Origin of the sequence: Stappia indica, assembly GCF_009789575.1 — a bacterium.
GTDB classification, from domain to species: Bacteria; Pseudomonadota; Alphaproteobacteria; order Rhizobiales; family Stappiaceae; genus Stappia; species Stappia indica_A.
In genome coordinates this window covers 2,787,138-2,806,484 of record NZ_CP046908.1, presented here as the reverse complement: position 1 = coordinate 2,806,484, position 19,347 = coordinate 2,787,138, and the positions used below count along the sequence as shown (strand labels likewise).

General features: G+C 67.8%; 20 protein-coding genes. 13 read left to right on the top strand and 7 right to left on the bottom strand.

Features of this window, described 5'->3' with window-relative positions; genetic code table 11:
• Nucleotides 1-237: 237 nt before the first annotated feature.
• From mnmG to GH266_RS13205, 4 genes are read left to right on the top strand one after another with little or no spacing between them, the layout of a single operon-like run.
• Nucleotides 238-2,157 (top strand): tRNA uridine-5-carboxymethylaminomethyl(34) synthesis enzyme MnmG, encoded by a 1,920-nt coding sequence (gene mnmG / locus GH266_RS13220; protein WP_425329543.1) that lies wholly within the window; start codon nucleotides 238-240, stop codon nucleotides 2,155-2,157.
• Nucleotides 2,154-2,837 carry a 16S rRNA (guanine(527)-N(7))-methyltransferase RsmG gene (gene rsmG, locus GH266_RS13215; RefSeq protein ID WP_158194239.1) on the top strand — a complete coding sequence of 228 codons (684 nt, stop codon included), beginning with the start codon at nucleotides 2,154-2,156 and terminating at the stop codon, nucleotides 2,835-2,837. The genes mnmG and rsmG overlap by 4 nt, the downstream gene beginning before the upstream one ends.
• Nucleotides 2,834-3,661: a ParA family protein gene (locus GH266_RS13210; RefSeq protein ID WP_158194238.1), complete on the top strand. Its 828-nt coding sequence runs from the start codon at nucleotides 2,834-2,836 to the stop codon at nucleotides 3,659-3,661. Before rsmG ends, GH266_RS13210 begins: the two co-directional genes overlap by 4 nt.
• A 52-nt stretch (nucleotides 3,662-3,713) precedes the next feature.
• Complete coding sequence (locus GH266_RS13205; protein WP_158194237.1) at nucleotides 3,714-4,610, top strand: ParB/RepB/Spo0J family partition protein; 897 nt, start codon at nucleotides 3,714-3,716, stop codon at nucleotides 4,608-4,610.
• A 128-nt stretch (nucleotides 4,611-4,738) separates the two neighbouring features.
• Here the strand turns inward: GH266_RS13205 and GH266_RS13200 are convergent, their stop codons facing one another.
• Nucleotides 4,739-5,311, bottom strand: a complete 573-nt coding sequence (locus GH266_RS13200; RefSeq protein WP_425329542.1) for a sigma-70 family RNA polymerase sigma factor — start codon at nucleotides 5,309-5,311, stop codon at nucleotides 4,739-4,741.
• Between the two features lie 431 nt (nucleotides 5,312-5,742).
• Here GH266_RS13200 and GH266_RS13195 point away from each other — a divergent pair, with 431 nt between their 5' ends.
• From GH266_RS13195 to GH266_RS13185, 3 genes are all read left to right on the top strand, one after another.
• A complete protein-coding gene (locus GH266_RS13195; RefSeq protein WP_199270319.1) occupies nucleotides 5,743-6,249 on the top strand; it encodes an invasion associated locus B family protein in 507 nt (168 codons plus the stop codon).
• 359 nt (nucleotides 6,250-6,608) lie between these two features.
• On the top strand, nucleotides 6,609-7,859 hold the full coding sequence (rlmN, locus tag GH266_RS13190) for a dual-specificity RNA methyltransferase RlmN (RefSeq protein ID WP_199270318.1): 1,251 nt from the start codon (nucleotides 6,609-6,611) through the stop codon (nucleotides 7,857-7,859).
• 3 nt (nucleotides 7,860-7,862) lie between these two features.
• Nucleotides 7,863-8,327 (top strand): translation initiation factor IF-3, encoded by a 465-nt coding sequence (locus tag GH266_RS13185; RefSeq protein WP_158194235.1) that lies wholly within the window; start codon nucleotides 7,863-7,865, stop codon nucleotides 8,325-8,327.
• 7 nt (nucleotides 8,328-8,334) lie between these two features.
• On the opposite strand, the gene GH266_RS13180 is transcribed toward GH266_RS13185, so the two are convergent.
• The 3 genes from GH266_RS13180 to GH266_RS13170 form a co-directional block, all read right to left on the bottom strand.
• Nucleotides 8,335-9,120 (bottom strand): lysophospholipid acyltransferase family protein, encoded by a 786-nt coding sequence (locus GH266_RS13180; protein ID WP_158194234.1) that lies wholly within the window; start codon nucleotides 9,118-9,120, stop codon nucleotides 8,335-8,337.
• A gap of 105 nt (nucleotides 9,121-9,225) precedes the next feature.
• The gene (locus GH266_RS13175; protein WP_158194233.1) at nucleotides 9,226-9,909 is read right to left on the bottom strand and encodes a YdcF family protein; all 684 of its coding nucleotides are present in this window, start codon (nucleotides 9,907-9,909) and stop codon (nucleotides 9,226-9,228) included.
• A gap of 262 nt (nucleotides 9,910-10,171) precedes the next feature.
• Complete coding sequence (locus GH266_RS13170; protein ID WP_244953831.1) at nucleotides 10,172-10,936, bottom strand: phosphatase PAP2 family protein; 765 nt, start codon at nucleotides 10,934-10,936, stop codon at nucleotides 10,172-10,174.
• A 243-nt stretch (nucleotides 10,937-11,179) separates the two neighbouring features.
• On the opposite strand from GH266_RS13170, the gene GH266_RS13165 reads away from it, so the two are divergent.
• From GH266_RS13165 to GH266_RS13140, 6 genes are all read left to right on the top strand, one after another.
• Complete coding sequence (locus GH266_RS13165; protein ID WP_158194231.1) at nucleotides 11,180-11,791, top strand: 2-hydroxychromene-2-carboxylate isomerase; 612 nt, start codon at nucleotides 11,180-11,182, stop codon at nucleotides 11,789-11,791.
• Nucleotides 11,792-11,920: 129 nt separating this feature from the next.
• Nucleotides 11,921-13,246 carry an aspartate aminotransferase family protein gene (locus GH266_RS13160; protein ID WP_158194230.1) on the top strand — a complete coding sequence of 442 codons (1,326 nt, stop codon included), beginning with the start codon at nucleotides 11,921-11,923 and terminating at the stop codon, nucleotides 13,244-13,246.
• 169 nt (nucleotides 13,247-13,415) lie between these two features.
• Complete coding sequence (locus tag GH266_RS13155; RefSeq protein WP_158194229.1) at nucleotides 13,416-14,195, top strand: thermonuclease family protein; 780 nt, start codon at nucleotides 13,416-13,418, stop codon at nucleotides 14,193-14,195.
• Nucleotides 14,192-15,685, top strand: coding sequence for a M48 family metalloprotease (locus GH266_RS13150; RefSeq protein WP_158194228.1), 1,494 nt, complete (start codon nucleotides 14,192-14,194; stop codon nucleotides 15,683-15,685). The genes GH266_RS13155 and GH266_RS13150 overlap by 4 nt, the downstream gene beginning before the upstream one ends.
• Nucleotides 15,686-15,725: 40 nt before the next feature.
• Nucleotides 15,726-16,118 (top strand): GFA family protein, encoded by a 393-nt coding sequence (locus GH266_RS13145; protein ID WP_158194227.1) that lies wholly within the window; start codon nucleotides 15,726-15,728, stop codon nucleotides 16,116-16,118.
• Between the two features lie 13 nt (nucleotides 16,119-16,131).
• Nucleotides 16,132-16,617: a thiol-disulfide oxidoreductase DCC family protein gene (locus GH266_RS13140; protein WP_158194226.1), complete on the top strand. Its 486-nt coding sequence runs from the start codon at nucleotides 16,132-16,134 to the stop codon at nucleotides 16,615-16,617.
• A gap of 52 nt (nucleotides 16,618-16,669) precedes the next feature.
• Here the strand turns inward: GH266_RS13140 and GH266_RS13135 are convergent, their stop codons facing one another.
• The 3 genes from GH266_RS13135 to GH266_RS13125 form a co-directional block, all read right to left on the bottom strand.
• Nucleotides 16,670-17,368, bottom strand: a complete 699-nt coding sequence (locus tag GH266_RS13135) for an RNA ligase family protein (RefSeq protein WP_158194225.1) — start codon at nucleotides 17,366-17,368, stop codon at nucleotides 16,670-16,672.
• Nucleotides 17,369-17,398: 30 nt separating this feature from the next.
• Nucleotides 17,399-18,349, bottom strand: a complete 951-nt coding sequence (locus GH266_RS13130) for a glycosyltransferase family 2 protein (protein ID WP_158194224.1) — start codon at nucleotides 18,347-18,349, stop codon at nucleotides 17,399-17,401.
• Between the two features lie 63 nt (nucleotides 18,350-18,412).
• Nucleotides 18,413-19,330, bottom strand: a complete 918-nt coding sequence (locus GH266_RS13125) for an alpha-1,2-fucosyltransferase (RefSeq protein WP_158194223.1) — start codon at nucleotides 19,328-19,330, stop codon at nucleotides 18,413-18,415.
• Between the last annotated feature and the right edge of the window lie 17 nt (nucleotides 19,331-19,347).

The following is a 19,347-nucleotide window of genomic DNA, read 5'->3' as shown; positions in this document are numbered from 1 at the left end:
TTCACGTGAAACAGCAGGAATCGAGGATCGATTCAAAACCGTAATGAAGACTCATCCGAAACGGATGGCCGATGCAGCGCTGGTACGCTGCTTGTCTTTGACCGGCGCGCCGGTTTTCGGGTATCACCGCCTCACGAGATATCCACGCAAAGGCCGGCGCCGCGGGACCTTCTTCCTTCGCCGCCCGTCCAAGATCCCGGGCCCGATTGTCCCCGGCCCGGCAGAGGCTGAAAGCACATGACCAGGATGAAGGGCGGAGATGTCGCCGAGCCTGTCTTCGATGTGATCGTCATCGGCGGCGGCCATGCGGGCTGCGAGGCGGCAAGCGCCAGCGCACGGCTGGGCGCGCGCACCGCCCTGCTCACCCACAGCTTCTCCACAATCGGCGTGATGTCCTGCAACCCTGCCATCGGCGGCCTGGGCAAGGGGCATCTGGTGCGCGAGGTCGATGCGCTGGACGGATTGATGGGCCGGGTGGCCGACCGGGCGGGCATCCAGTTCCGCCTGCTCAACCGGCGCAAGGGACCGGCCGTGCGCGGGCCGCGGGCCCAGGCCGACCGCAAGCTCTATCGCCAGGCGATGCAGGACGCGATCCGCGAGACCGCCAATCTGGAGGTCGTCGAAGGGGAGGCGGCCGAGCTGACCGTGACCGATGGGCATGTCGGCGGGGTGGTGCTGGCGGACGGGCGACGGCTCGTCGCCGGCGCGGTGGTGCTGACCACGGGTACGTTCCTGCGCGGCGTCATCCATATCGGCGAGCGCAAGATCGCGGCCGGCCGCGCCGACGAGGCGCCGTCGAACCTGCTGTCGGCCTCGCTGCTCTCGCACGGGTTCGAGCTGGGACGGCTCAAGACGGGCACGCCGGCGCGGCTCGACGGGCGCACGATCCATTGGGACCGACTGGCGGAGCAGAAGGGCGATTCGGATCCGGAACCATTTTCCGAGCTGACGTGTGCCATCACCACGCCGCAGGTCTCGTGCCACATCACCCGCACGACGCTGCGCACCCACGAGATCATCCGCGAGAACCTGCATCGCTCGGCGATGTATTCCGGCGAGATCGTCGGGCGGGGACCGCGCTATTGCCCCTCCATCGAGGACAAGGTGGTCCGGTTCGGCGACCGCGACGGCCATCAGGTGTTCCTGGAACCGGAGGGGCTGGACGACCCGACGATCTATCCCAACGGCATCTCGACCTCGCTGCCGGAAGACGCGCAGCTGGCGTTCCTGCGGACCATTCCGGGTCTGGAGGATGTCGCCGTGCTGCGGCCGGGCTATGCCATCGAATACGATCACATCGACCCGCGCGAGCTGGGCCGCACGCTGGAGACGCGCCGGGTCGGCGGGCTGTTCCTGGCCGGCCAGATCAACGGTACGACCGGCTACGAGGAAGCGGCCGCGCAGGGCCTCGTTGCCGGTCTGAATGCGGCGCTGAAGGCGGGCGGGAAGGCGCCTGTCGTCTTCGGTCGCGACAAGGGCTATCTCGGCGTGATGATCGACGACCTGGTGACCTGCGGCGTCAACGAGCCCTATCGCATGTTCACCTCGCGGGCCGAGTACCGGCTGTCGCTGCGGGCGGACAATGCCGACCAGCGGCTGACGCCGATGGGCATGGAGATCGGCTGCGTGTCCGCCGACCGGGCTGCGCGGTTCGAGGCGAAGTGCCGGGACCTGGCGCAGGCGCGCGAGGTGCTCTCCAATCTGGTGGTGACCCCGGAAGAGGGGCGGCGCGCCGGCCTGCCGATCAACCAGGACGGCGTGCGGCGCTCGGCCTTCGAGTTGCTGTCCTATCCCGACATCGACCTCGACAAGCTGGCCGTCGTCTGGCCGCAGGAGATCGGTGCGCTCGGTCCGAAGATCGCGGGGCAGGTGGCGATCGACGCGCTCTATGCGGTCTATCTCAAGCGGCAGGAGGCGGATATCGATGCGCTGCGCCGCGACGAGGACTTGATGCTGCCGGCAAGCCTCGACTACGCGCTGGTCAAGGGCCTGTCCAACGAGGCGCGGCAGAAGCTGGAAGGCGCGCGCCCCGAAACGCTGGGCCAGGCGGCGCGGATCGACGGGGTGACGCCGGCGGCGCTGACGCTGCTGCTGTCGCATGTGCGCAAGGCGGAAAAAGCGACCTCACGCGCCGGCGGCCGGGAGGCCGTGGCATGAGCCGGCCGGCGCGGTTGGCCGTCGAGGACGGCCCGGAAGTGCTTCACGGAATTTTCGAAGTTTCACGTGAAACAGTGGAGCGCTTGACCACTTACGTGAATTTGCTCCTGCACTGGCAGAAGGCGCAGAACCTGGTGGCGCCGTCGACCCTGCCGGAGGCCTGGCGGCGGCATGTGGCCGACAGCCTGCAGGTGGTGGCGATGGTTCCCGATGCGGCGCGTTGGGCGGACCTCGGCAGCGGCGCAGGCTTTCCCGGACTGGTGACGGCGATGGTGCAGATGGAGCGCCTGCCCGGCGCGCATGTCCACCTGATCGAGAGCAACAGCCGCAAGGCGGCGTTCCTGCGCACGGTGATCCGCGAGACGGGATGTCCGGCGACGGTGCATGCGGCGCGGATCGAGGATGTATCGGGGGAGCTTGCCGGCGAGATCGACGCGGTGTCGGCGCGGGCGCTGGCCGATCTTTCCGAGCTGCTGACCTATGCAGAGCCCTTTTCGAATCACGGCGCGCCTGCGATTTTCCACAAAGGAAAAAATTTCCGCGACGAGGTCGCGCGTGCCGCTCACGCTTGGGAGTTCGATCTGGTAGAAAGGGAGAGCCTCATCGATCCCGACAGCCGGCTCCTCATGATCTCGGGGCTTCGGCCGCGCGGCGCGACAGGGAAAGGCCAGACCGGATGAGCATGCTTCCTCAGTCTCCACGCGTCCTCGCGCTTGCCAACCAGAAGGGCGGCGTCGGCAAGACGACCACGGCAATCAACCTCGGGACGGCGCTTGCCGCCATCGGCGAGCGGGTGCTGGTGATCGATCTCGATCCGCAGGGCAACGCTTCTACCGGTCTCGGCATCGACCGGCGCAACCGCGATCTTTCCACCTACGACGTTCTGATCGGCGATTGTTCGCTGGCCGAAACGATCCAGGATACGGCGGTGCCGCGGCTGTGGGTGGCGCCGTCGACCATGGACCTGCTCGGCGTCGAGCTGGAGATCGCCAGCCGCTCCGACCGGGCCCACCGGCTGCGCAAGGCCATCTCCGAGCTGGCAGGGCAGGGGCGCCAGACCGCGCCCACGGATTTCACCTATGTGCTGATCGATTGCCCGCCCTCGCTGAACCTTTTGACCATCAACGCGCTGTCGGCCAGCCATTCGATCCTGGTGCCGCTGCAATGCGAGTTCTTCGCGCTGGAGGGCCTCAGCCAGCTGCTCAGCACGGTGGAGCAGGTGAAGGCGGCGCTGAACTCGGAACTGTCGATCCACGGCATCGTCCTGACCATGTACGACAGCCGCAACAATCTCTCCGCCCAGGTGGTCGCCGACGTGCGCGAGACCATGGGCGATGCGGTCTACGACACGATCATCCCGCGCAACGTGCGGGTGTCCGAGGCGCCGTCCTATGGCAAGCCGGCGCTGCTCTACGATCTGAAATGTTCCGGCAGCCAGGCCTATCTGCGCCTGGCCTCGGAAATCATCCAGCGCGAGCGTACGCTGCGCGGCGTTGCCGCATGACGATTCGGATGCGCAACGGTTCGGCGGCCGACAACAAGAACAGGCAGTGACGATGGCGGATGACGATAGCGGAAAGAAGAAGCGGCTGGGCCGGGGGCTCGCCGCGCTGATCGGCGAAGTGGGAACGGAGCCGCCGGCAGACCCGCGGCCGCCCCGCGACACGCGCCGGGTGCCGATCGAGTTCCTGACCGCCAATCCACGCAATCCGCGCAAGACCTTCACCGAAAGCGATCTGGAAGACCTGACCAGCTCGGTGCGCGAGAAGGGCATCGTGCAGCCCTTGCTGGTGCGCCCGGTGGCAGGCCGCGACAACGCCTACGAGATCATCGCCGGCGAACGCCGCTGGCGAGCGGCGCAGCGGGCCGGCCTGCACATGGTGCCGGTGGTGGTGCGCGAGGTCACCGACCAGGAAGCGCTCGAGCTGGCGATCATCGAGAACGTCCAGCGCGCCGATCTCAATCCGATCGAGGAGGGGCTCGGCTACGACCAGCTGGTGCAGGAATTCTCCTACAGCCAGAGCGAACTGGCCAAGGTCATTGGCAAGAGCCGCAGCCACGTGGCGAACACGCTGCGCCTGCTGAAGCTGCCGAACTCGGTGAAGGACTACCTCGCGGAAGGCCTGCTGACCGCCGGCCATGCGCGCGCGCTGATCACTGCGCAGGACCCGGCAGCGCTGGCCGAGCTGATCGTCGAGAAGGGGCTGAACGTCCGCGAGGCGGAGAAGCTGGCGCAGGACCCGCAGGCGCTGTCGCGCACCAATGCCGGCAAGGCGCCAAAGCCGGAGAAGGATGCGGATACCAAGGCGCTGGAAAAGCGGCTGACGGACACGCTGGGCCTGAAGATCGCCATCGCCCACAAGCAGGACAAGGGTGCGGGCGAACTCAAGATCAAGTATGCCTCGCTGGAGCAGCTCGACGAAATCTGCCGGCTGCTCGGCGTCCAGGGCTGACCGATTCGGAAACGGTCCGATCCGTTCCGGCCTTCCGGAGCGGACGGACGTTCTGCAGTTAAAAACAATTCAAGCTATTGAATTTTAAGGGTTAATGGTGAGGGCCGCTGCCCATGCGCAAGCACGGGTCAGTCGGTGTCGATCGCTTCGTCGGCTTCCAGGATGCGGCGCAACCGGGTGAAGGCGAGGCGGATGCGCGACTTCACCGTGCCGAGCGGCAGGCCGGTGTCCTCGGCAATCTGGCTGTGCGACAGGCCGGAGAAAAAGGCCCGGCGGATCAGGTCCGCCTGCTCCTCCGGCAATTCCTTCATGGCTTCGCGCACCCGCTCTTCGCGCATGCGGGCGTCGAGCTCGTCGTCCTGGTCCTCGGGAGCCGGCGGGCGCAGGCTCGGATCCTCGGCGTCGAGCAGGGCGGAGCGGTCGCGGCGCAGGGAATCGATGCGGCGGTTGCGGGCGATGCGGAACAGCCAGGTGGCGGCGTTGGCGCGGCTTGCGTCAAAAAGTCCCGCCTTGCGCCACAGGGTGATCATCACCTCCTGGGTGAGCTCCTCGGCGGTGGCGCCGTCGGACCCCAAGCGCATCAGATAGGCCTTCAGGCGGGGCGCGAAGTGATCGAACAGTTCGGCAAAGGCCGCTCTGTCGCGGTCCTGCGCAACCTTCGCTATGAGCCGGGAAAAGCGGTCCTCGACAGTCACGCGCACGCTACTCCCGCCCGAATCCGGCCGAAACGTACCCGCCTTGTCGATTTGGCCTGACTCATCTGTCTTTCTTCGTCCGGGTCTGAGTGCTGCGACAGGGTTCCGATAGCTACCGTCCAATAGCGGAAGTCGGGCATTGCGTCGATGCGCATGTGCCGGGCGGACGCGCCCTCCTAACATCAGACCGGGCAGGGCGGTTTCGTCAATCCCCGGAAGGAGTAAGGACGGCTCGGCAAAAGTGTCACACTCTTGCCCGATTTGTACGGCCAGCGTGCGCCATCCAGTGATCGTAGCGGGTTTGCGAAGCCGCCTGTCGGCTTTTCGAGTTTATCAACCCTTTCGTAACCTGCTGGGCGATAACCTTAAGACAAGGTGACGATTGCTCAGCAAATTCGATCCATTCCGGATAGTTAGCAGTAGCGGTTTAGGAGATGATGCAAGCAAGAACGCTCTTCCCGGCTCTTCTGGCACTCGTCCTCACGGGCGTGTCGGCGCACGCCCAGACGCCGACCCTTGTCAGTCAGCACAATAACTGGGACGCCTATTCCTATGGCGGTTCCAAGGGCAAGGTTTGCTATGCCTTGTCCAAGCCGACCAAGCTCTCGCCGAGCGATCGCAATCACGGAGATGTGTTCTTCTTCGTGTCGAACCGGCCTGGCGAGAACGTCAACAACGAACCCAGCGTGATCGTCGGTTACGCCTTCAAGGAACAGTCGTCGGTTTCCGTCGACGTGGACGGTCAGAAGTTCACGATGTTCACGAAGAACGACGGCGCCTGGATGGCCAATGCGACCGAGGAGCGTCAGCTCGTCGCCGCGATGAAGGCCGGTCGTGGCATGGTCGTTACCGGCGTCTCGGCGCGCGGTACGCAGACCACCTACGACTTCTCACTGTCGGGCATCACGGCGGCGGTCACCGCCGCGGACCGGGCCTGCCAGTAAGGCCTGCGCGGCAAGCCAGGAGATCCGGCCCGCGGCCGGATGCCCCAGCCAGCCTGCCCTCCGGAGCGGACCCGCTCCGCGCGGGGTGCATGCGCTTTGGGGCTCACAAATCGCCCGGCTTGCTGTATAAGACCCCCGAAACACGAACCGTCCCGCCCCCAGCTATGGGGTGGGACGGTTCGGTCATTTCCGGACTGCGGATCTCCGATCCCTGCGAAGGGCGGAAGCAGTCAGGACCGGACAGTACCGGCGGCAGCCAGCTTGGTGCCGCCTTTTCGGCGTTTGCAGGAGCGCGCGGCGACAGGCCGGGATCCCGCAGGGCGTCGCCGCGAACCCACGTCACATCACGGACCGACGACATGAGCCTGATGCAGCACGATACCGCAACCAGCGCGCCCGAGGGTGTTCCGGCGGGCACTCCGGCAGTGCCGGCGCGTCCCACGGCGCAGGCCCCCGGCGACAAGCCGGTCCTGGTCGGCCTCGACCGCACGGAGCTGGCCGAGGCGCTGGCCGGCATCGGCGTGCCCGAGCGGCAGCTGCGCATGCGCGTCGCCCAGCTGTGGCACTGGCTCTATGTGCGCGGCGCGTCCGACTTTTCCGACATGACGAACATCGCCAAGGACCTGCGCGCCCAGATGGCCGAGGCCTTCAGCATCCGCCGGCCGGAGATGGTGTCGGAGCAGATCTCCAGCGACGGCACGCGCAAGTGGCTGTTCCGCTTTCCTCCGCGCGGCGCCGGTCGTCCGGTAGAGATCGAGACCGTCTACATTCCCGAGGAGGGGCGCGGGACGCTCTGCGTCTCCTCGCAGGTCGGCTGCACGCTGACCTGCACCTTCTGCCATACGGGCACGCAGCGCCTGGTGCGCAACCTGACGGCGGAAGAGATCCTCGCCCAGATCCTGGTCGCTCGCGACCGGCTCGGCGATTTCCCCAAGGGCGAGACGCCTGCCGGGGCGGCGGTGCCGAGCGAGGGGCGCCTCGTCACCAACATCGTGATGATGGGCATGGGTGAGCCGCTCTACAATTTCGACAACGTCAAGAAGGCGCTGCTGATCGCTTCGGACGGCGAGGGCCTGTCGCTGTCGAAGCGGCGCATCACCCTGTCGACCTCCGGCGTGGTGCCGATGATCGAGCGCACCGGGGCGGAGATCGGCTGCATGCTGGCGATCTCGCTGCACGCGGTACGCGACGAACTGCGCGACGAACTGGTGCCGATCAACAAGAAGTGGAACATCGCCGAGCTGCTGGACGCCTGCCGGGCCTATCCGGGGCTGAACAATGCCCGCCGCATCACCTTCGAATACGTGATGCTGAAGGGCGTCAACGACAGCCTGGCCGATGCGCGCGAGCTGGTGCGCCTGCTCAAGGGCATTCCGGCGAAGATCAACCTGATCCCGTTCAATCCCTGGCCGGGCTCCCCCTACGAATGCTCCGACTGGGAGCAGATCGAGGCCTTTGCCGAGGTCGTCAACCGGGCGGGCTATGCCTCGCCGATCCGCACGCCGCGCGGACGCGACATTTTTGCGGCCTGCGGCCAGCTCAAGTCGGAATCCGAGCGCATGCGTGCCCGCGACCGGGCAGCGGCCGAAACCGCTGCCGCTGCGAGCTAGGCGATGGTCGACGGCGGGCGCTTGCTGGCCCAGTCCATCCGCATCGTGCTGGGGCTGATCCTTGCCTTTCTGGCGGCGGCCGCTTTCGTTGCCTTCGGCCTGCTGCGCGGGCTCGCAGATCCGTCCGGCGATCCGGTGGTGGTCGGTATGACCTTCGGCTGGTCGCTGGTGGGGGCGAGCGTGATCGGCGGGCTGGCCTTCGTGCCGGCGCTGGTCGCCATCGCCATTGCGGAGCTGATGCGGCTGCGCGGGATCGTCTTCCACCTGGCGGCGGGCGGTGCCATCGCCATCTTTCTATGGTGGTCCGGCGAAGGGCTGGGAGGCCCGCATGCGGACATCCGCCCGGGCACGCTGATCGCCGCGGCGACCGGTTTCATGGCCGGTTTCGTCTATTGGCTGATCGCCGGACGCCAGTCCGGCTGCTGGCGCGTGCCGCCGTCCTCCGGCACGCCGCCCCCCCGGTCCTGATCATTCCTCACGCAGATTGAAGACCGCGCGCAGCGCGGCGTTCCTGCGCCCGGCGGACGACCGGCGAGGCCGGCGCTTGCGCCGCTGCCTCGTCGAGCAGCCGGTCGGAGGTGGTCTCGATATCCGACACCAGCCGCGCGTGGAAGCTCTCGAGGTCGAGGCCCGGGGCGATCGGCGGCAGGAATTCCACCAGAACGGTGCCCGGATAGAGGCACCAGCCGCGGCGCGGCCAGAACAGGCCGGAATTCAGCGCGACCGGCAGCACCGGCGCCGCGAGCGAGCGATAGAGATGGGCGACGCCGTGCTTGTAGCGCGGCTCCTCGCCGGCGCCCCGCCTGGTGCCTTCCGGAAAGATCAGGATCTGCCGGCCCTCGGCCACCGCTTCGCCGGCGCGCTGGGTCATGGCGGCGAGCGCGGCCGAACGCTTGCCGCGGTCGACCGGGATCTGCCGGAACTTCGCCGTATACCAGCCGAAGATCGGGATGTAGCGCAGCTCGCGTTTCAGCACATAGGTGGGCGAGGGGAACAGCGGCAGCAGGGCGAAGGTCTCCCAGGCCGACTGGTGCTTGGCGGCGACGATGTAGCCGCCTTGCGGGATGTTCTCCAGGCCGCGGAACTCGACCCTGACGCCAACGATCCACTTCAGCAGGAACAGCTCGACCCGTGCCCAGAACGGCACCAGCGGCCAGCCGAGGCGGCGCGGCAGCAGAAAGACCGGCGCGCCGAGGATCATCAGGACGAAGGTGCTGAGGTAGAACAGGACCTGGAACACAAGCGAGCGAAGAAGCAGCATCGATCTCAACCGGTTGCGGGACGGGCTGGCCGGGCCCGCAAGGGGCTGGTTGCGGCCATGGTGCCGCGCGGACCGCTTCGCTGGCAAGTCGCGAGGACGGAACCGTTAAGGCGCCGAGGTTTCCATAACCGCGATACGCGCCCAGGCAAGCAGATATTTCAGGTGCTCGCGGGCGAGCAGCAGTGTCGTGCGGGGGTCTTCGAACCAGCGATCGAAGACGAGATCCGCCGTCTGCACCGGCACGGGGACCAGGTCGAAATCCGCCATGGTCGAGTTTAGTTCGAGCAGGGCGCGGGGCATGTGGTAGGCGCTGGTGACCACGAGAAGACGCGAAAAGTCGTTCTCCCGCGCCCATTTGGCGGTTTCAGATGCGTTTTCCAGCGTGTTGTTGGCGTTGCGGTCGAGATCGACACAGCAGGAAAACAGCGACAGGTCGCTGGCCGTGGAACTGACGATCTGTTTCGGGGTGGTCTCGGGATGCACGCCGGAGATCAGCAGCCGTTCGGCATTGCCGGCCTGCAGCAGGGTCAGCGCGTGCTTGACCCGTTCGCTACCGCCGGTCAGCACGACGATGGCATCGGCACGGGCCGCATCGTTGTTCTGGTAGCCGGAGACGGTGGCCGCAAAGCGCAGGAACGAGCCGACATAGAAGGCGAGTCCCGCAACGAGGAGGCCGGACAGCAGGATGCGCAGCAGCCGTCGCCCGCGCGCGCGGGAGCGCCCGGCCGTGGGCCGGGCGGCCCCGACCGCTTCTTCGGTCGCGGTGTGCTGGTCGTCCTGCGAACTCATCGGCTGAGCCTGCCCCTCGGCCTTCCTTTCACGCGGTCTGTTATCCGCCTGGCGGGCGGATGCAAGAGGGCGAATCGCTTGCATGCGTCTCTCGGCTAACTAAGGCGCAAGCCGGCCGGTTTTTCCACCCCCGCGCGCTCCGGCCGATGCCGGGCGGGGGATGGAGCCGAGCCGGCTGGTGCCGACAGTTTTTCCTGCCAGAGCTTCGCGGCAGCAAGATGTTGGAAACGCGGCACCGCCGGGCGCGACCGGCGGATTGCGCTCAGCGCATCATCGCGGCGAAAGCGCGCAGCGAGGCGGCAAGGCGCTGCCGAAGGCCTGCGGCGCGGGCGCGGACCGTATCGGCGGCCCGGTCATAGCCGTTGCGCCAGCGCGCGGCACGCATATCGGCGCCCGGTGCCCGCCACAGCAGGTAGTGGACGCCGAGGATCACCAGAAGCGTCAGGCACCAGGAAATCAGTGTGTCGGAGAGGAAGTGGCCGCCGAAGGCAACGCGGTTGGCCGACAGGACCAGCGCCAGTGGCAGGACAACGGCGAGGATCGCGCGGCGCCAGCCCGGCGGGGCCAGGAAAGCCAGCGTCACCAGCCAGAGGCTGGAGGAGGCCTCGCCGGACACGAACGAGCAGTTGGTGTCGCAGTGGTTCGTCATCTGCCAGACGCGGACGTAAGGCGCATCGCCGCCGAACAGGTCCACCGCGTTGGGGCGCGGCCGGCCCCAATTGTTCTTCAGCACCGCATTGACGAGGAGGCCGGGCCCGAGGATCAGCGTCGACAGCAGGAAGACCGGCGCGCGCAGCGGCAGGCGCCGGGACAAGGGGGCGACGACGAAGGGCCACAGCAGGATCGCGACGCACAGGACGGCGATCAGCTTGACCAGGAAGGGGCCGAGCTCGCGCAGCCGCTGCAGGAACGGGGTCTGCGAGAGGACGAAACCGCCCGCCGGATCGTGAAAGAGGCGCGAGGCGGCAATATCCACGGCGGGAAAGGCGAGGAAGAAGAGCGACAGGACGAAGAGGCAGGCGGTCACTGCCAAGGCGAGTGCCCGGGCGTCTCCGCCTGTGAGCCGCGCGGCGAAGCCTGTACGCTTCGCAGCAGAAGAAGGAGCCGGGGAGGGCGCAGGCGAGGGGGGCGTATCTGTCATCGAACCTGCGTTTGCGGTTGTCTTCCGGGACCGGTTGAGGGGTTATAGCGATCCGGCCCCTCCAGTCCAAGGGTCGGACCCCATGCGTGCGGCTGGCGGTCGCAGCCGCGTTCAGGAGAGGACATCGCCATGTCACGCCCGGTCATCCAGTTCTGGTACGAATTCGCCTCCACCTACAGCTATCCGGCGGCCATGCGGGTCGAGGAGCTGGCGGCGCGGCGCGGGGTCGAGCTGCGCTGGCGGCCGTTCCTGCTGGGTCCGATCTTCGCGGAGGCCGGATGGACGACCTCGCCTTTCAATCTCCTGCCGGTGAAGGGCGCCTATATGTGGCGCGACCTGGAGCGGATCTGCGCGGCCTCCGGCCTGTCCTTCGCCCGGCCCGACCCGTTCCCGCAGAACGGCCTCAAGGCCGCGCGCATCGCCACCGCGCTTGCGCCGGAGCAGGTGCCGTCTTTCTCGCGCGCGGTCTATCTGGCGCAGTTCGGCGAGGGCCGGCAGATCGACGACGAGACGCTGCTGGCGACGCTGATCGCGCGCGCCGGGGCGGATGCCCAAGAGATCCTGGCCCTGTCGGCGGGCGAGGAGGTGAAGACGCGGCTGCGCGAAAGCGTGGCGGAGGCGAAGGCGCTCGGCATTTTCGGGGCGCCGAGCATCACCTGTGCCGACGGGGAGCTGTTCTGGGGCAACGACCGGCTGGAACAGGCGATGGATCACGCGCTGGCCACCCACGCGGCGAAGTGAGAGGGGCGAGCGGAATGGCTGGCCAAGGCGGCGCGGGCTTCCTATTGTCGTGACACGGTCGCGGCCGGCCTGTCTTCGGGCCATGCAGCCACGCCGCATTCGGGATCGATCCGCCGGGAACGCCTTGCCATGTCTCACATTTTCCCCCGCCATACCGCCATGCGTCCGCCGCGCGCCGTTGCCGGCGATGGTTGCTACATCATCGACGAGACCGGCAAGCGCTATCTCGACGCCTCGGGCGGGGCGGCCGTGTCCTGCCTCGGCCATTCGGACTGCGAGGTGACGGAGGCGGTCAAGGCGCAGCTCGACGCCATCGCTTTTGCCCATACCGGCTTCTTCACCAGCGAGCCGGCGGAGAAGCTCGCCGATCTCCTGATCGCCCACGCGCCGGCAGGGCTGGAGCGGGTCTATCTCGTCTCCGGCGGCTCGGAGGCGACGGAAGCGGCGATCAAGCTGGCGCGGCAGTTCCACATCGAGAACGGCGAACCGTCGCGGGCGCGCATCATCGCCCGCCGGCAGAGCTATCACGGCAACACGCTGGGCGCGCTGTCGGCCGGCGGCAACATGTGGCGGCGGGAGCCTTTCGCGCCGCTGCTGGTCGACATGTCGCATATCTCGCCCTGCTACGCCTATCGCGGCCAGCAGGAGGGCGAGAGCGAGGAGGCCTACGGCCTGCGCGTCGCCGACGAGCTGGAGGCCGAGATCCTGGCGCGCGGTCCCGAGACGGTGGCAGCCTTCATCGCCGAGCCGGTGGTGGGCGCGACGCTCGGTGCGGTTCCGGCGGTCCCGGGCTATTTCCGCCGCATCCGCGAGATCTGCGACCGCTACGGCGTGCTGCTCATCCTCGACGAGGTGATGTGCGGCATGGGGCGGACGGGGCACCTGTTCGCCTGCGAGGCGGACGGGATCGCGCCCGACATCTTGTGCATCGCCAAGGGGCTCGGCGCCGGCTACCAGCCGATCGGCGCGATGCTGGCGAGCGGGCGCATCTACCGCGCCATCGAGGAAGGCTCCGGCTTCTTCCAGCATGGTCACACCTATATCGGCCACCCGGCAGCGGCCGCCGCGGGACACGCGGTGGTCAGCGCGCTGGTCGACCGCGGTCTTGTCGCCCGCTCGGCCGAGATGGGCGAACAGCTCAAGGGCGCGCTCGTCGACCGGTTCGGCCAGCATCCCCATGTCGGCGACATTCGCGGGCGCGGGTTGTTCCTGGGTCTCGAGCTGGTCGAGGACCGGGAGAGCAAGACGCCCTTCGCCCCGGAGCGGCGGCTCAATGCAGTGCTCAAGAAGGCGGCCTTCGCGCGCGGGCTCGTCTGCTATCCGATGGGCGGGACGCTCGACGGCCGCCAGGGCGACCATGTGCTGCTGGCGCCGCCCTTCATCCTGGAGGAGGCGCAGATCGGCGAGATCGTCGACAAGCTCTCCGGTGCGCTGGAGGATGCGCTGGCAGCGTGAGGGCGAGGCCTGCGACATCTTCCCGCCACCATTTGCGGCAAGATGAAACCAATCCGGCGACGGGATCAAGGATCGGGAGACACGCCCCGCAACCATGGCGATGCGCAGCGACAGTGCAAGTGCGGCATGGCCTGCGTCACATGGCGCGGGAACCTTCCTGCGCGTCTTGATGCTTGCGGCAGCCGTCAGTGCCGGGGCAGCGATACCGGCGGCGGTTGCCGGCGAAAGCGGGCTCCCCGATGCCTGCCTGGGCGCTGCGGCGACGGAGCTGATGGAGGCGAGGGCCGAGCCGGGCGAGCCGCATGTGTGGCGCACCGCGACCGGCGGGCTGCTGCGCCAGGCCGAGCTGGTGTCCCTGGCCGTCGATGATCCTGCAGGCGCCGGCTCCAACGCCGAGGCCGGCGCGGCGGGCGTGCGGTTCGTGGCGCTGGGCGAGGAGACGGACCGCTGGCAGCGCCGCTCCGGCCATTTGATGCTCACCCCCGGAGACCGTTGGCTTGCCCGCGAACTGGTGCGGCAGGGGCGGGCCATCGTCGCCCCGAGGCTTGCCGCGCGCGACTGCCTTGCCCACCTTCTGAAGGAAGAGGCGCTTGCGCGCCAACGCAAGGCCGGCCTGTGGGCGCATGAGCGGGTGTGGTCGGCGCATGATCCGAAGGCGCTGTCCGAGCGCACCGGCCGTTATACGCTGGTGGCGGGCCGGGTGATTTCTGTCGGAGAGACCCGTTCGATGGTCTACCTGAATTTCGGCGGCCGCTGGAGCCGCGACTTCACTGCGACGATCAGCGCCGAGCGCAAGGCAGCCTTCGCGGATGCCGGGCTTGACGTCACGTCCCTTGACGGGGCAGCTATTCGCCTGCGCGGCATGGTGCGGCAGGCGGGCGGTCCGTCCATCGAACTGGTGCATCCCGCGCAGATCGAGCGGCTCGACAGGAATGGCGATCAGCGGTGAAGAGCTTGTCCAGAACAGCAGCGCGTCCGGTTCGGCGCCGGGCGGCGCGCCCTCTCCGGCTCGCGGCGGTCTTCGCTGCGGCGCTGACGGTCTCCGCTTGCCAGTTTTCCGGGTCCTCGCCGATCGAGATCGGCACGCCGGCGCCCGGCACCCTGCGCCCCGGCATTTCCAACGATCTGGGCGCGCGCGAGCATCCGCGCGTGGTGGCGACCTATGGCGGCGTCTATGAGGATCGCGGGGCGGAACGCGCCGTGGCGCAGGTGGTCGGCCGGCTGGTCGAGGCCTCCGACGACCCCTCGCAGAGCTATCGCATCACCATTCTGAACTCGCCGGCGGTCAACGCCTTCGCCTTGCCGGGCGGCTATCTCTATGTGACGCGCGGCCTCCTGGCGCTGGCGACCGATACGTCCGAAGTGGCGGCGGTGCTGGCGCACGAGATGGCGCATGTCACGGCGAGCCACGCGATCAAGCGCCAGCAGCGGGCCGAGGCGACGGAGCTTGCCGGCCGGGTGCTGGGCAATGTGGTGCGCGACCCGGACCAGCAGCGGGCGGCCATCGTCTCCTCGCAGCTGTCCTTCGCCCGCTTCTCGCAGATCCAGGAGCTGGAGGCGGATGCCGTCGGCGTGCGCACGCTCGCCAAGGCGCGCTACGATCCCTTTGCCGCCGCGCGGTTCCTCACGGCCATGGGCCAGTTCGCGGCCTTCCAGTCGGCGCAGGGCGCGGGCAAGGGCGCACCGGACTTCCTGTCCTCGCATCCGACGACGCCGGAGCGGGTGCAGACGGCGGTGCGTGCCGCACGGCAGATCGGCGCGCCCGGTCTCGGCGAACGCGACCGCGATGCGTATCTGACCAAGATCGACGGCATGCTCTACGGCGACGATCCGCTGGAGGGCTATATCCGCGGCCGGTCGTTCCTGCACAAGGCGCTGGGCATCAGCTTCACCGCGCCGCCGGGCTATATTCTCGAGAACTCGCCGGAAGCGGTGCTTGCCAGCAATCCGAACGGTACGGCGCTGCGCTTCGACGGCGCGGACCTGACCGATTTCCCCTCGCTCACCGCCTACATGACCAGCGGCTGGATCAACGGGCTCATTCGCGACAGCGTGCGCGAGGAAACGGTGAACGGGTTGGCGGCGGTGACGGCCTCCGCAGTGACGGAGGGCTGGTCCTTCCGCATCGCGGTGGTGCGCATCGGGCGGACCGGCTACCGGTTCATCTTCGCGTCCCGCTCGGGCGGCGAGGAATTCACCCGCGACTACGAGGCGACGGTGAAAAGCTTCCGCCAGCTGACGCCGACGGAGATCGCCCGGCTGCGGCCGCTGCGCATCAAGGTGATCCGCGCCGATGCCGGCGACACGCCGGAGCGGCTGGCCGTCGGCATGAGCGGCGTGGAGCCCGCCCGCCGGCTGGAACTGTTCTCGATCCTCAACCAGACGCCGCCGGGCCAGGCGATCCCGGCCGGCACGCCGCTGAAGCTGGTGGTCGACTAGGACGGCGGGCAGGGGCCAAACCGCATAACGGGAGACGGCAATGGAACGACACACCGGCGGATGCCTTTGCGGCAATGTGCGGTTCGTGGCGTCGGGACGGCCCTATCGCGTCGGCCTGTGCCACTGCCTCGACTGCCGCAAGAACCATGGCTCGCTGTTTCACGCCTCGGCGATCTTTCCGGCGGATGCGGTGACCACCGAGGGAGAGACCGGAGACTATCAGGGCCGGTTTTTCTGCCCGCGCTGCGGATCGCCCGTTTTCGGCCGCAGCGAGGACGAGGTGATGATCAATCTCGGTGCGCTCGACGCGCCGGACCAGTTCACGCCGACCTACGAGCTGTGGACCGTGCGGCGAGAAGCCTGGTTGCCGGTGTTTCCGCTGAAACACCGCTACGAGCACGACCGTCCGGACGGCAGCCGTACCGAGGATTAGCAGGATACGGCGGATGACGGTGCTACAGGCGAGAGACCCGTTTTCCTTCCGCGACGATCCTCGCGTGCCGCCGTTCGACGATACGGCTCCGCTGGCGGTGATGGATGCCGAATGCGCCGTCTGCAGCTGGGGAGCGCGGATGATCCACCGGCTCGACCGGTCGGAACGGGTTCGCATCTGTCCGGTGCAGACCCCGCTCGGGGCAGCCCTGCTGGAGCATTACGGGTTGGCGCCCGACGATCCCTCGACATGGCTTTTCATCGACCGTGGCGTCGCGCATGCGGATTTCGACGCCATCATCCATGCCGGTCGCAGCTTCGGCGGCTGGGGCCGGCTGACGGCGGTTTTCCTGCTGCTGCCCCGACCGCTGCGCGACGGGCTCTACCGATGTCTTGCGCGCAACCGCTATGCCCTGTTCGGCCGCGGCGACATGTGCGCCTTGCCGGATCCCGCCTTTCGAAAGCGGCTTTTGGGCAGGAAAGAGACTACAGACGGCTAACCGCCGGCTCATATGCCAGCGAAACGGTCTTATCGCTCCTCGGGCGGTCGCTTCAATCGCGCAGGGTATAGTCGACCGAGTTCCACTCGATGGCGCGACTGCGCCAATGCTCGTCGATAGCCTGGGTGAAATCGGCTCGCACCAGCTTGGCTCTTGCTTCGCAGATCAGCGCCGTTTCCCGTCGGACCACCACCCCCTCGAGCGGCTGACCGGTTCGGTAGCGGCTTGGGGTCTCGGAGACGAGACGCAACAGGTCGGACAGCGAGGTGTGCCCTTCAAAGACGCGAGGAACGACGGTCAGCCCGGCTTCCGCGGCCAGGGAATTTCGCCGCTGCGCGCTCCAGAAGTTTCCGCTGGCACCGTCATAGACATCGAAGGCAAGGAACCAGTCGGGCAAGGCGCCGTAGTCGAGCGAGTGCCGCGCCGCGCACCATTCGCCGAACAATATCAAATCCGGTTTCAGAATTTCCTGCAGCGCCGGGCCGTGCTGCCCGAGCCAGGCTGGAAGGCGTGAGAACTGTCCACCATAGGGCTCGGCAAGATACTGGCCCCGGTTCTGGGCACGCAGGCGTCCATCTACATCCAGCGACAGGCCCAGATTGGCGCCATCCAGCTTTTCCTCCACCACCACAGGTCCGGACAGCAAGGCATTGGCCTGCTCGGCGTTCAGCAGCTTGTCATCGCGCAGTGCGCTCCTGTCGCCCAGCCATGCGAGATGCGGAGTAGAGGGAAAACGGAAGAAGTCGCTCATGACCGAGGGCTCTGTCGTCGGTAGCGGCCGCTAACCGCCGTCGACCTTGGCATAGGGCTGCTGCTGGTGGCCGGCGAGGTAGGCGAGGGAGCCGAGGCCGGAGGCGATCTGCTTTGCGGCCTTGAAGGCGCGGCGGCGCCCGCCCTCGGGCGAGACGGCAAAGCTTGCGGCGGCCGGCACGAACAGGAAGGTGCCGCCGAACAGCCGGCCCAACCCTTTCAACAGGCTGCGCAGGGCGGCTTTCGGCCTGCCGGCGCGCTTTTCGTGCAGGCGTGAGATGTTGCCGGCGACGCGGAAGGTGCGGTTCAGCTGCCAGTGCAGGGTCGTGCGGTTGACCGGAACGAGTTCTTCCACCAGCGCATCCGGGATCCAGACGATGCGCCCGCCCGCATCATGGACGCGGGTGAAGAAATCCGTGTCGCTGCCGCCGGTGAAGCGCATGGAGCCGTCGAAATGCAGGCCGAAGCCGCCGGCCTCGCGCGAGCGGAACACCTTCGTCTCGACCAGGGTGTTATGGCCCTCGGCCTTGCTCAGCACGGTGCCGGACGGGCGCTTGTTGGCCTGCTCGGGAACCATCCAGGACGGGGTCTCGGGCGGCCAGGTGTAGAGAACGCGGCCATAGTGCACCTCGGCCGGAAGCGTGCGGGTCGCCTCGACCATGGTTTCCAGCCAGCCGGGATGGGCGATCTCGTCGTCGTCGATATAGAGCACCCGGTCGAAACCGGCACTCTCGGCGAAGGTGCCGCAGCGATCGCGGGCGAAGGGAATGCCGAGCTCGGGTTCCAGCACGTAGTGGATGGCCCAGCCGGTCTCGGCCGCCACCTCGTCCGCCACATGGCGCGAGGTCTCGCGGTCGTGGTTCTCGACCACGACGATCTCTGCCTGGACCCAGTCCGGGACAGCTTGCGCGCAGACGGAGGCAAGGCACGCCCGCAGCATCTTCGGCCGTTCTCTCGTGCAGATGGCGACGCAGAGTTTCATGAGCGCGCGGCTCCCTGTCCTGGCCCGCAAGCGGCCTGTTTCCGTCAGGGGAGTACCTGTTTCTCAGACGAGAATCCAGCCGGCGGGGAAGAGTTCGTCGACATAGACCCTGCGCAGCTCGTCGCGGGCGAACCACTTTCGCGGCGCGATGACATGGCGGTCCGGGTTGCGGCCGAGCCAGGCGCCCCACCAGCTGAAGCTGGAATTGGCGATGACATGGTGGGCGCAGCGGCTCATCAGGTAGAGATCCTGCTCGCGGGTCTGGCCCTCGACCAGGGTGCGGCGGGGCAGGTCGCGCGTCAGGTCGTCGGCGGCTGCGATGTCGTCGGAAAAGACCAGCCATGTGGCGCCCGGCACCAGCTGCGCCATCAGCCCGGCCGCGCGCATGTAGTGCTCCGCGCCGAGCAGGCCGTGGGTGGCAGTGGTCTTGGCGTTGGCGGCATAGTCGCCGCGCCGCACATGCAGCGAGACGCTGGTCGGTGCGTCGGCGAGCGCGAGGCGAGCAGGGTCGATGGTCGCGGCCACGTGGCCGAGCGAGAAGAGGGCGCGGATCTCGTCGCGGCAGTCGGCGAAGAACTGCTCGGACTGGAAATAGCCGGCAAGATAGGTCCCGGCCGTGAGCGAGAAGACCTCGTCGCCGTGGCAGAAGTCCTTCTGGAAGTAGCTCGGCCCCGGCCAGAGCTTCTGCCGCTTCTTGCCGTCGCCGCGCCCCAGCGCACCGAGCAAGCGCGCTTTCAGGGAGCCGGTGTCCGGCTGCCAGATGCGCGGGGAAAGACCGAACAGGTCGAGACCGAAGGCTGCATGGGCGAAATCGAGATCGAGCGGATCGACGAGCAGTTCGACGCCGAGGCGCTTCGCCAGCGCATGGCCGGCGGCATACTGGAACATCTGGTTGCCGAGCCCGCCCCAGATCCGCATGCAGACGGGATCGCCGCCGCCCGTTTTGACCGTTTCCGCCTGCTGCCCGTTTCTGGCTGCCATTGCTCGCCCCGTCCTTG

What these genes read in the sequence shown, in the direction of transcription:
- mnmG (WP_425329543.1), top strand. Translation starts at nt 238, where the DNA reads ATGACCAGGATGAAGGGCGGAGATGTCGCCGAGCCTGTCTTCGATGTG.
- rsmG (WP_158194239.1), top strand. Translation starts at nt 2,154, where the DNA reads ATGAGCCGGCCGGCGCGGTTGGCCGTCGAGGACGGCCCGGAAGTGCTT.
- GH266_RS13210 (WP_158194238.1), top strand. Translation starts at nt 2,834, where the DNA reads ATGAGCATGCTTCCTCAGTCTCCACGCGTCCTCGCGCTTGCCAACCAG.
- GH266_RS13205 (WP_158194237.1), top strand. Translation starts at nt 3,714, where the DNA reads ATGGCGGATGACGATAGCGGAAAGAAGAAGCGGCTGGGCCGGGGGCTC.
- GH266_RS13195 (WP_199270319.1), top strand. Translation starts at nt 5,743, where the DNA reads ATGCAAGCAAGAACGCTCTTCCCGGCTCTTCTGGCACTCGTCCTCACG.
- rlmN (WP_199270318.1), top strand. Translation starts at nt 6,609, where the DNA reads ATGAGCCTGATGCAGCACGATACCGCAACCAGCGCGCCCGAGGGTGTT.
- GH266_RS13185 (WP_158194235.1), top strand. Translation starts at nt 7,863, where the DNA reads ATGGTCGACGGCGGGCGCTTGCTGGCCCAGTCCATCCGCATCGTGCTG.
- GH266_RS13180 (WP_158194234.1), bottom strand. Translation starts at nt 9,120, where the DNA reads ATGCTGCTTCTTCGCTCGCTTGTGTTCCAGGTCCTGTTCTACCTCAGC.
- GH266_RS13175 (WP_158194233.1), bottom strand. Translation starts at nt 9,909, where the DNA reads ATGAGTTCGCAGGACGACCAGCACACCGCGACCGAAGAAGCGGTCGGG.
- GH266_RS13165 (WP_158194231.1), top strand. Translation starts at nt 11,180, where the DNA reads ATGTCACGCCCGGTCATCCAGTTCTGGTACGAATTCGCCTCCACCTAC.
- GH266_RS13160 (WP_158194230.1), top strand. Translation starts at nt 11,921, where the DNA reads ATGTCTCACATTTTCCCCCGCCATACCGCCATGCGTCCGCCGCGCGCC.
- GH266_RS13155 (WP_158194229.1), top strand. Translation starts at nt 13,416, where the DNA reads ATGCTTGCGGCAGCCGTCAGTGCCGGGGCAGCGATACCGGCGGCGGTT.
- GH266_RS13145 (WP_158194227.1), top strand. Translation starts at nt 15,726, where the DNA reads ATGGAACGACACACCGGCGGATGCCTTTGCGGCAATGTGCGGTTCGTG.
- GH266_RS13140 (WP_158194226.1), top strand. Translation starts at nt 16,132, where the DNA reads ATGACGGTGCTACAGGCGAGAGACCCGTTTTCCTTCCGCGACGATCCT.
- GH266_RS13135 (WP_158194225.1), bottom strand. Translation starts at nt 17,368, where the DNA reads ATGAGCGACTTCTTCCGTTTTCCCTCTACTCCGCATCTCGCATGGCTG.
- GH266_RS13130 (WP_158194224.1), bottom strand. Translation starts at nt 18,349, where the DNA reads ATGAAACTCTGCGTCGCCATCTGCACGAGAGAACGGCCGAAGATGCTG.
- GH266_RS13125 (WP_158194223.1), bottom strand. Translation starts at nt 19,330, where the DNA reads ATGGCAGCCAGAAACGGGCAGCAGGCGGAAACGGTCAAAACGGGCGGC.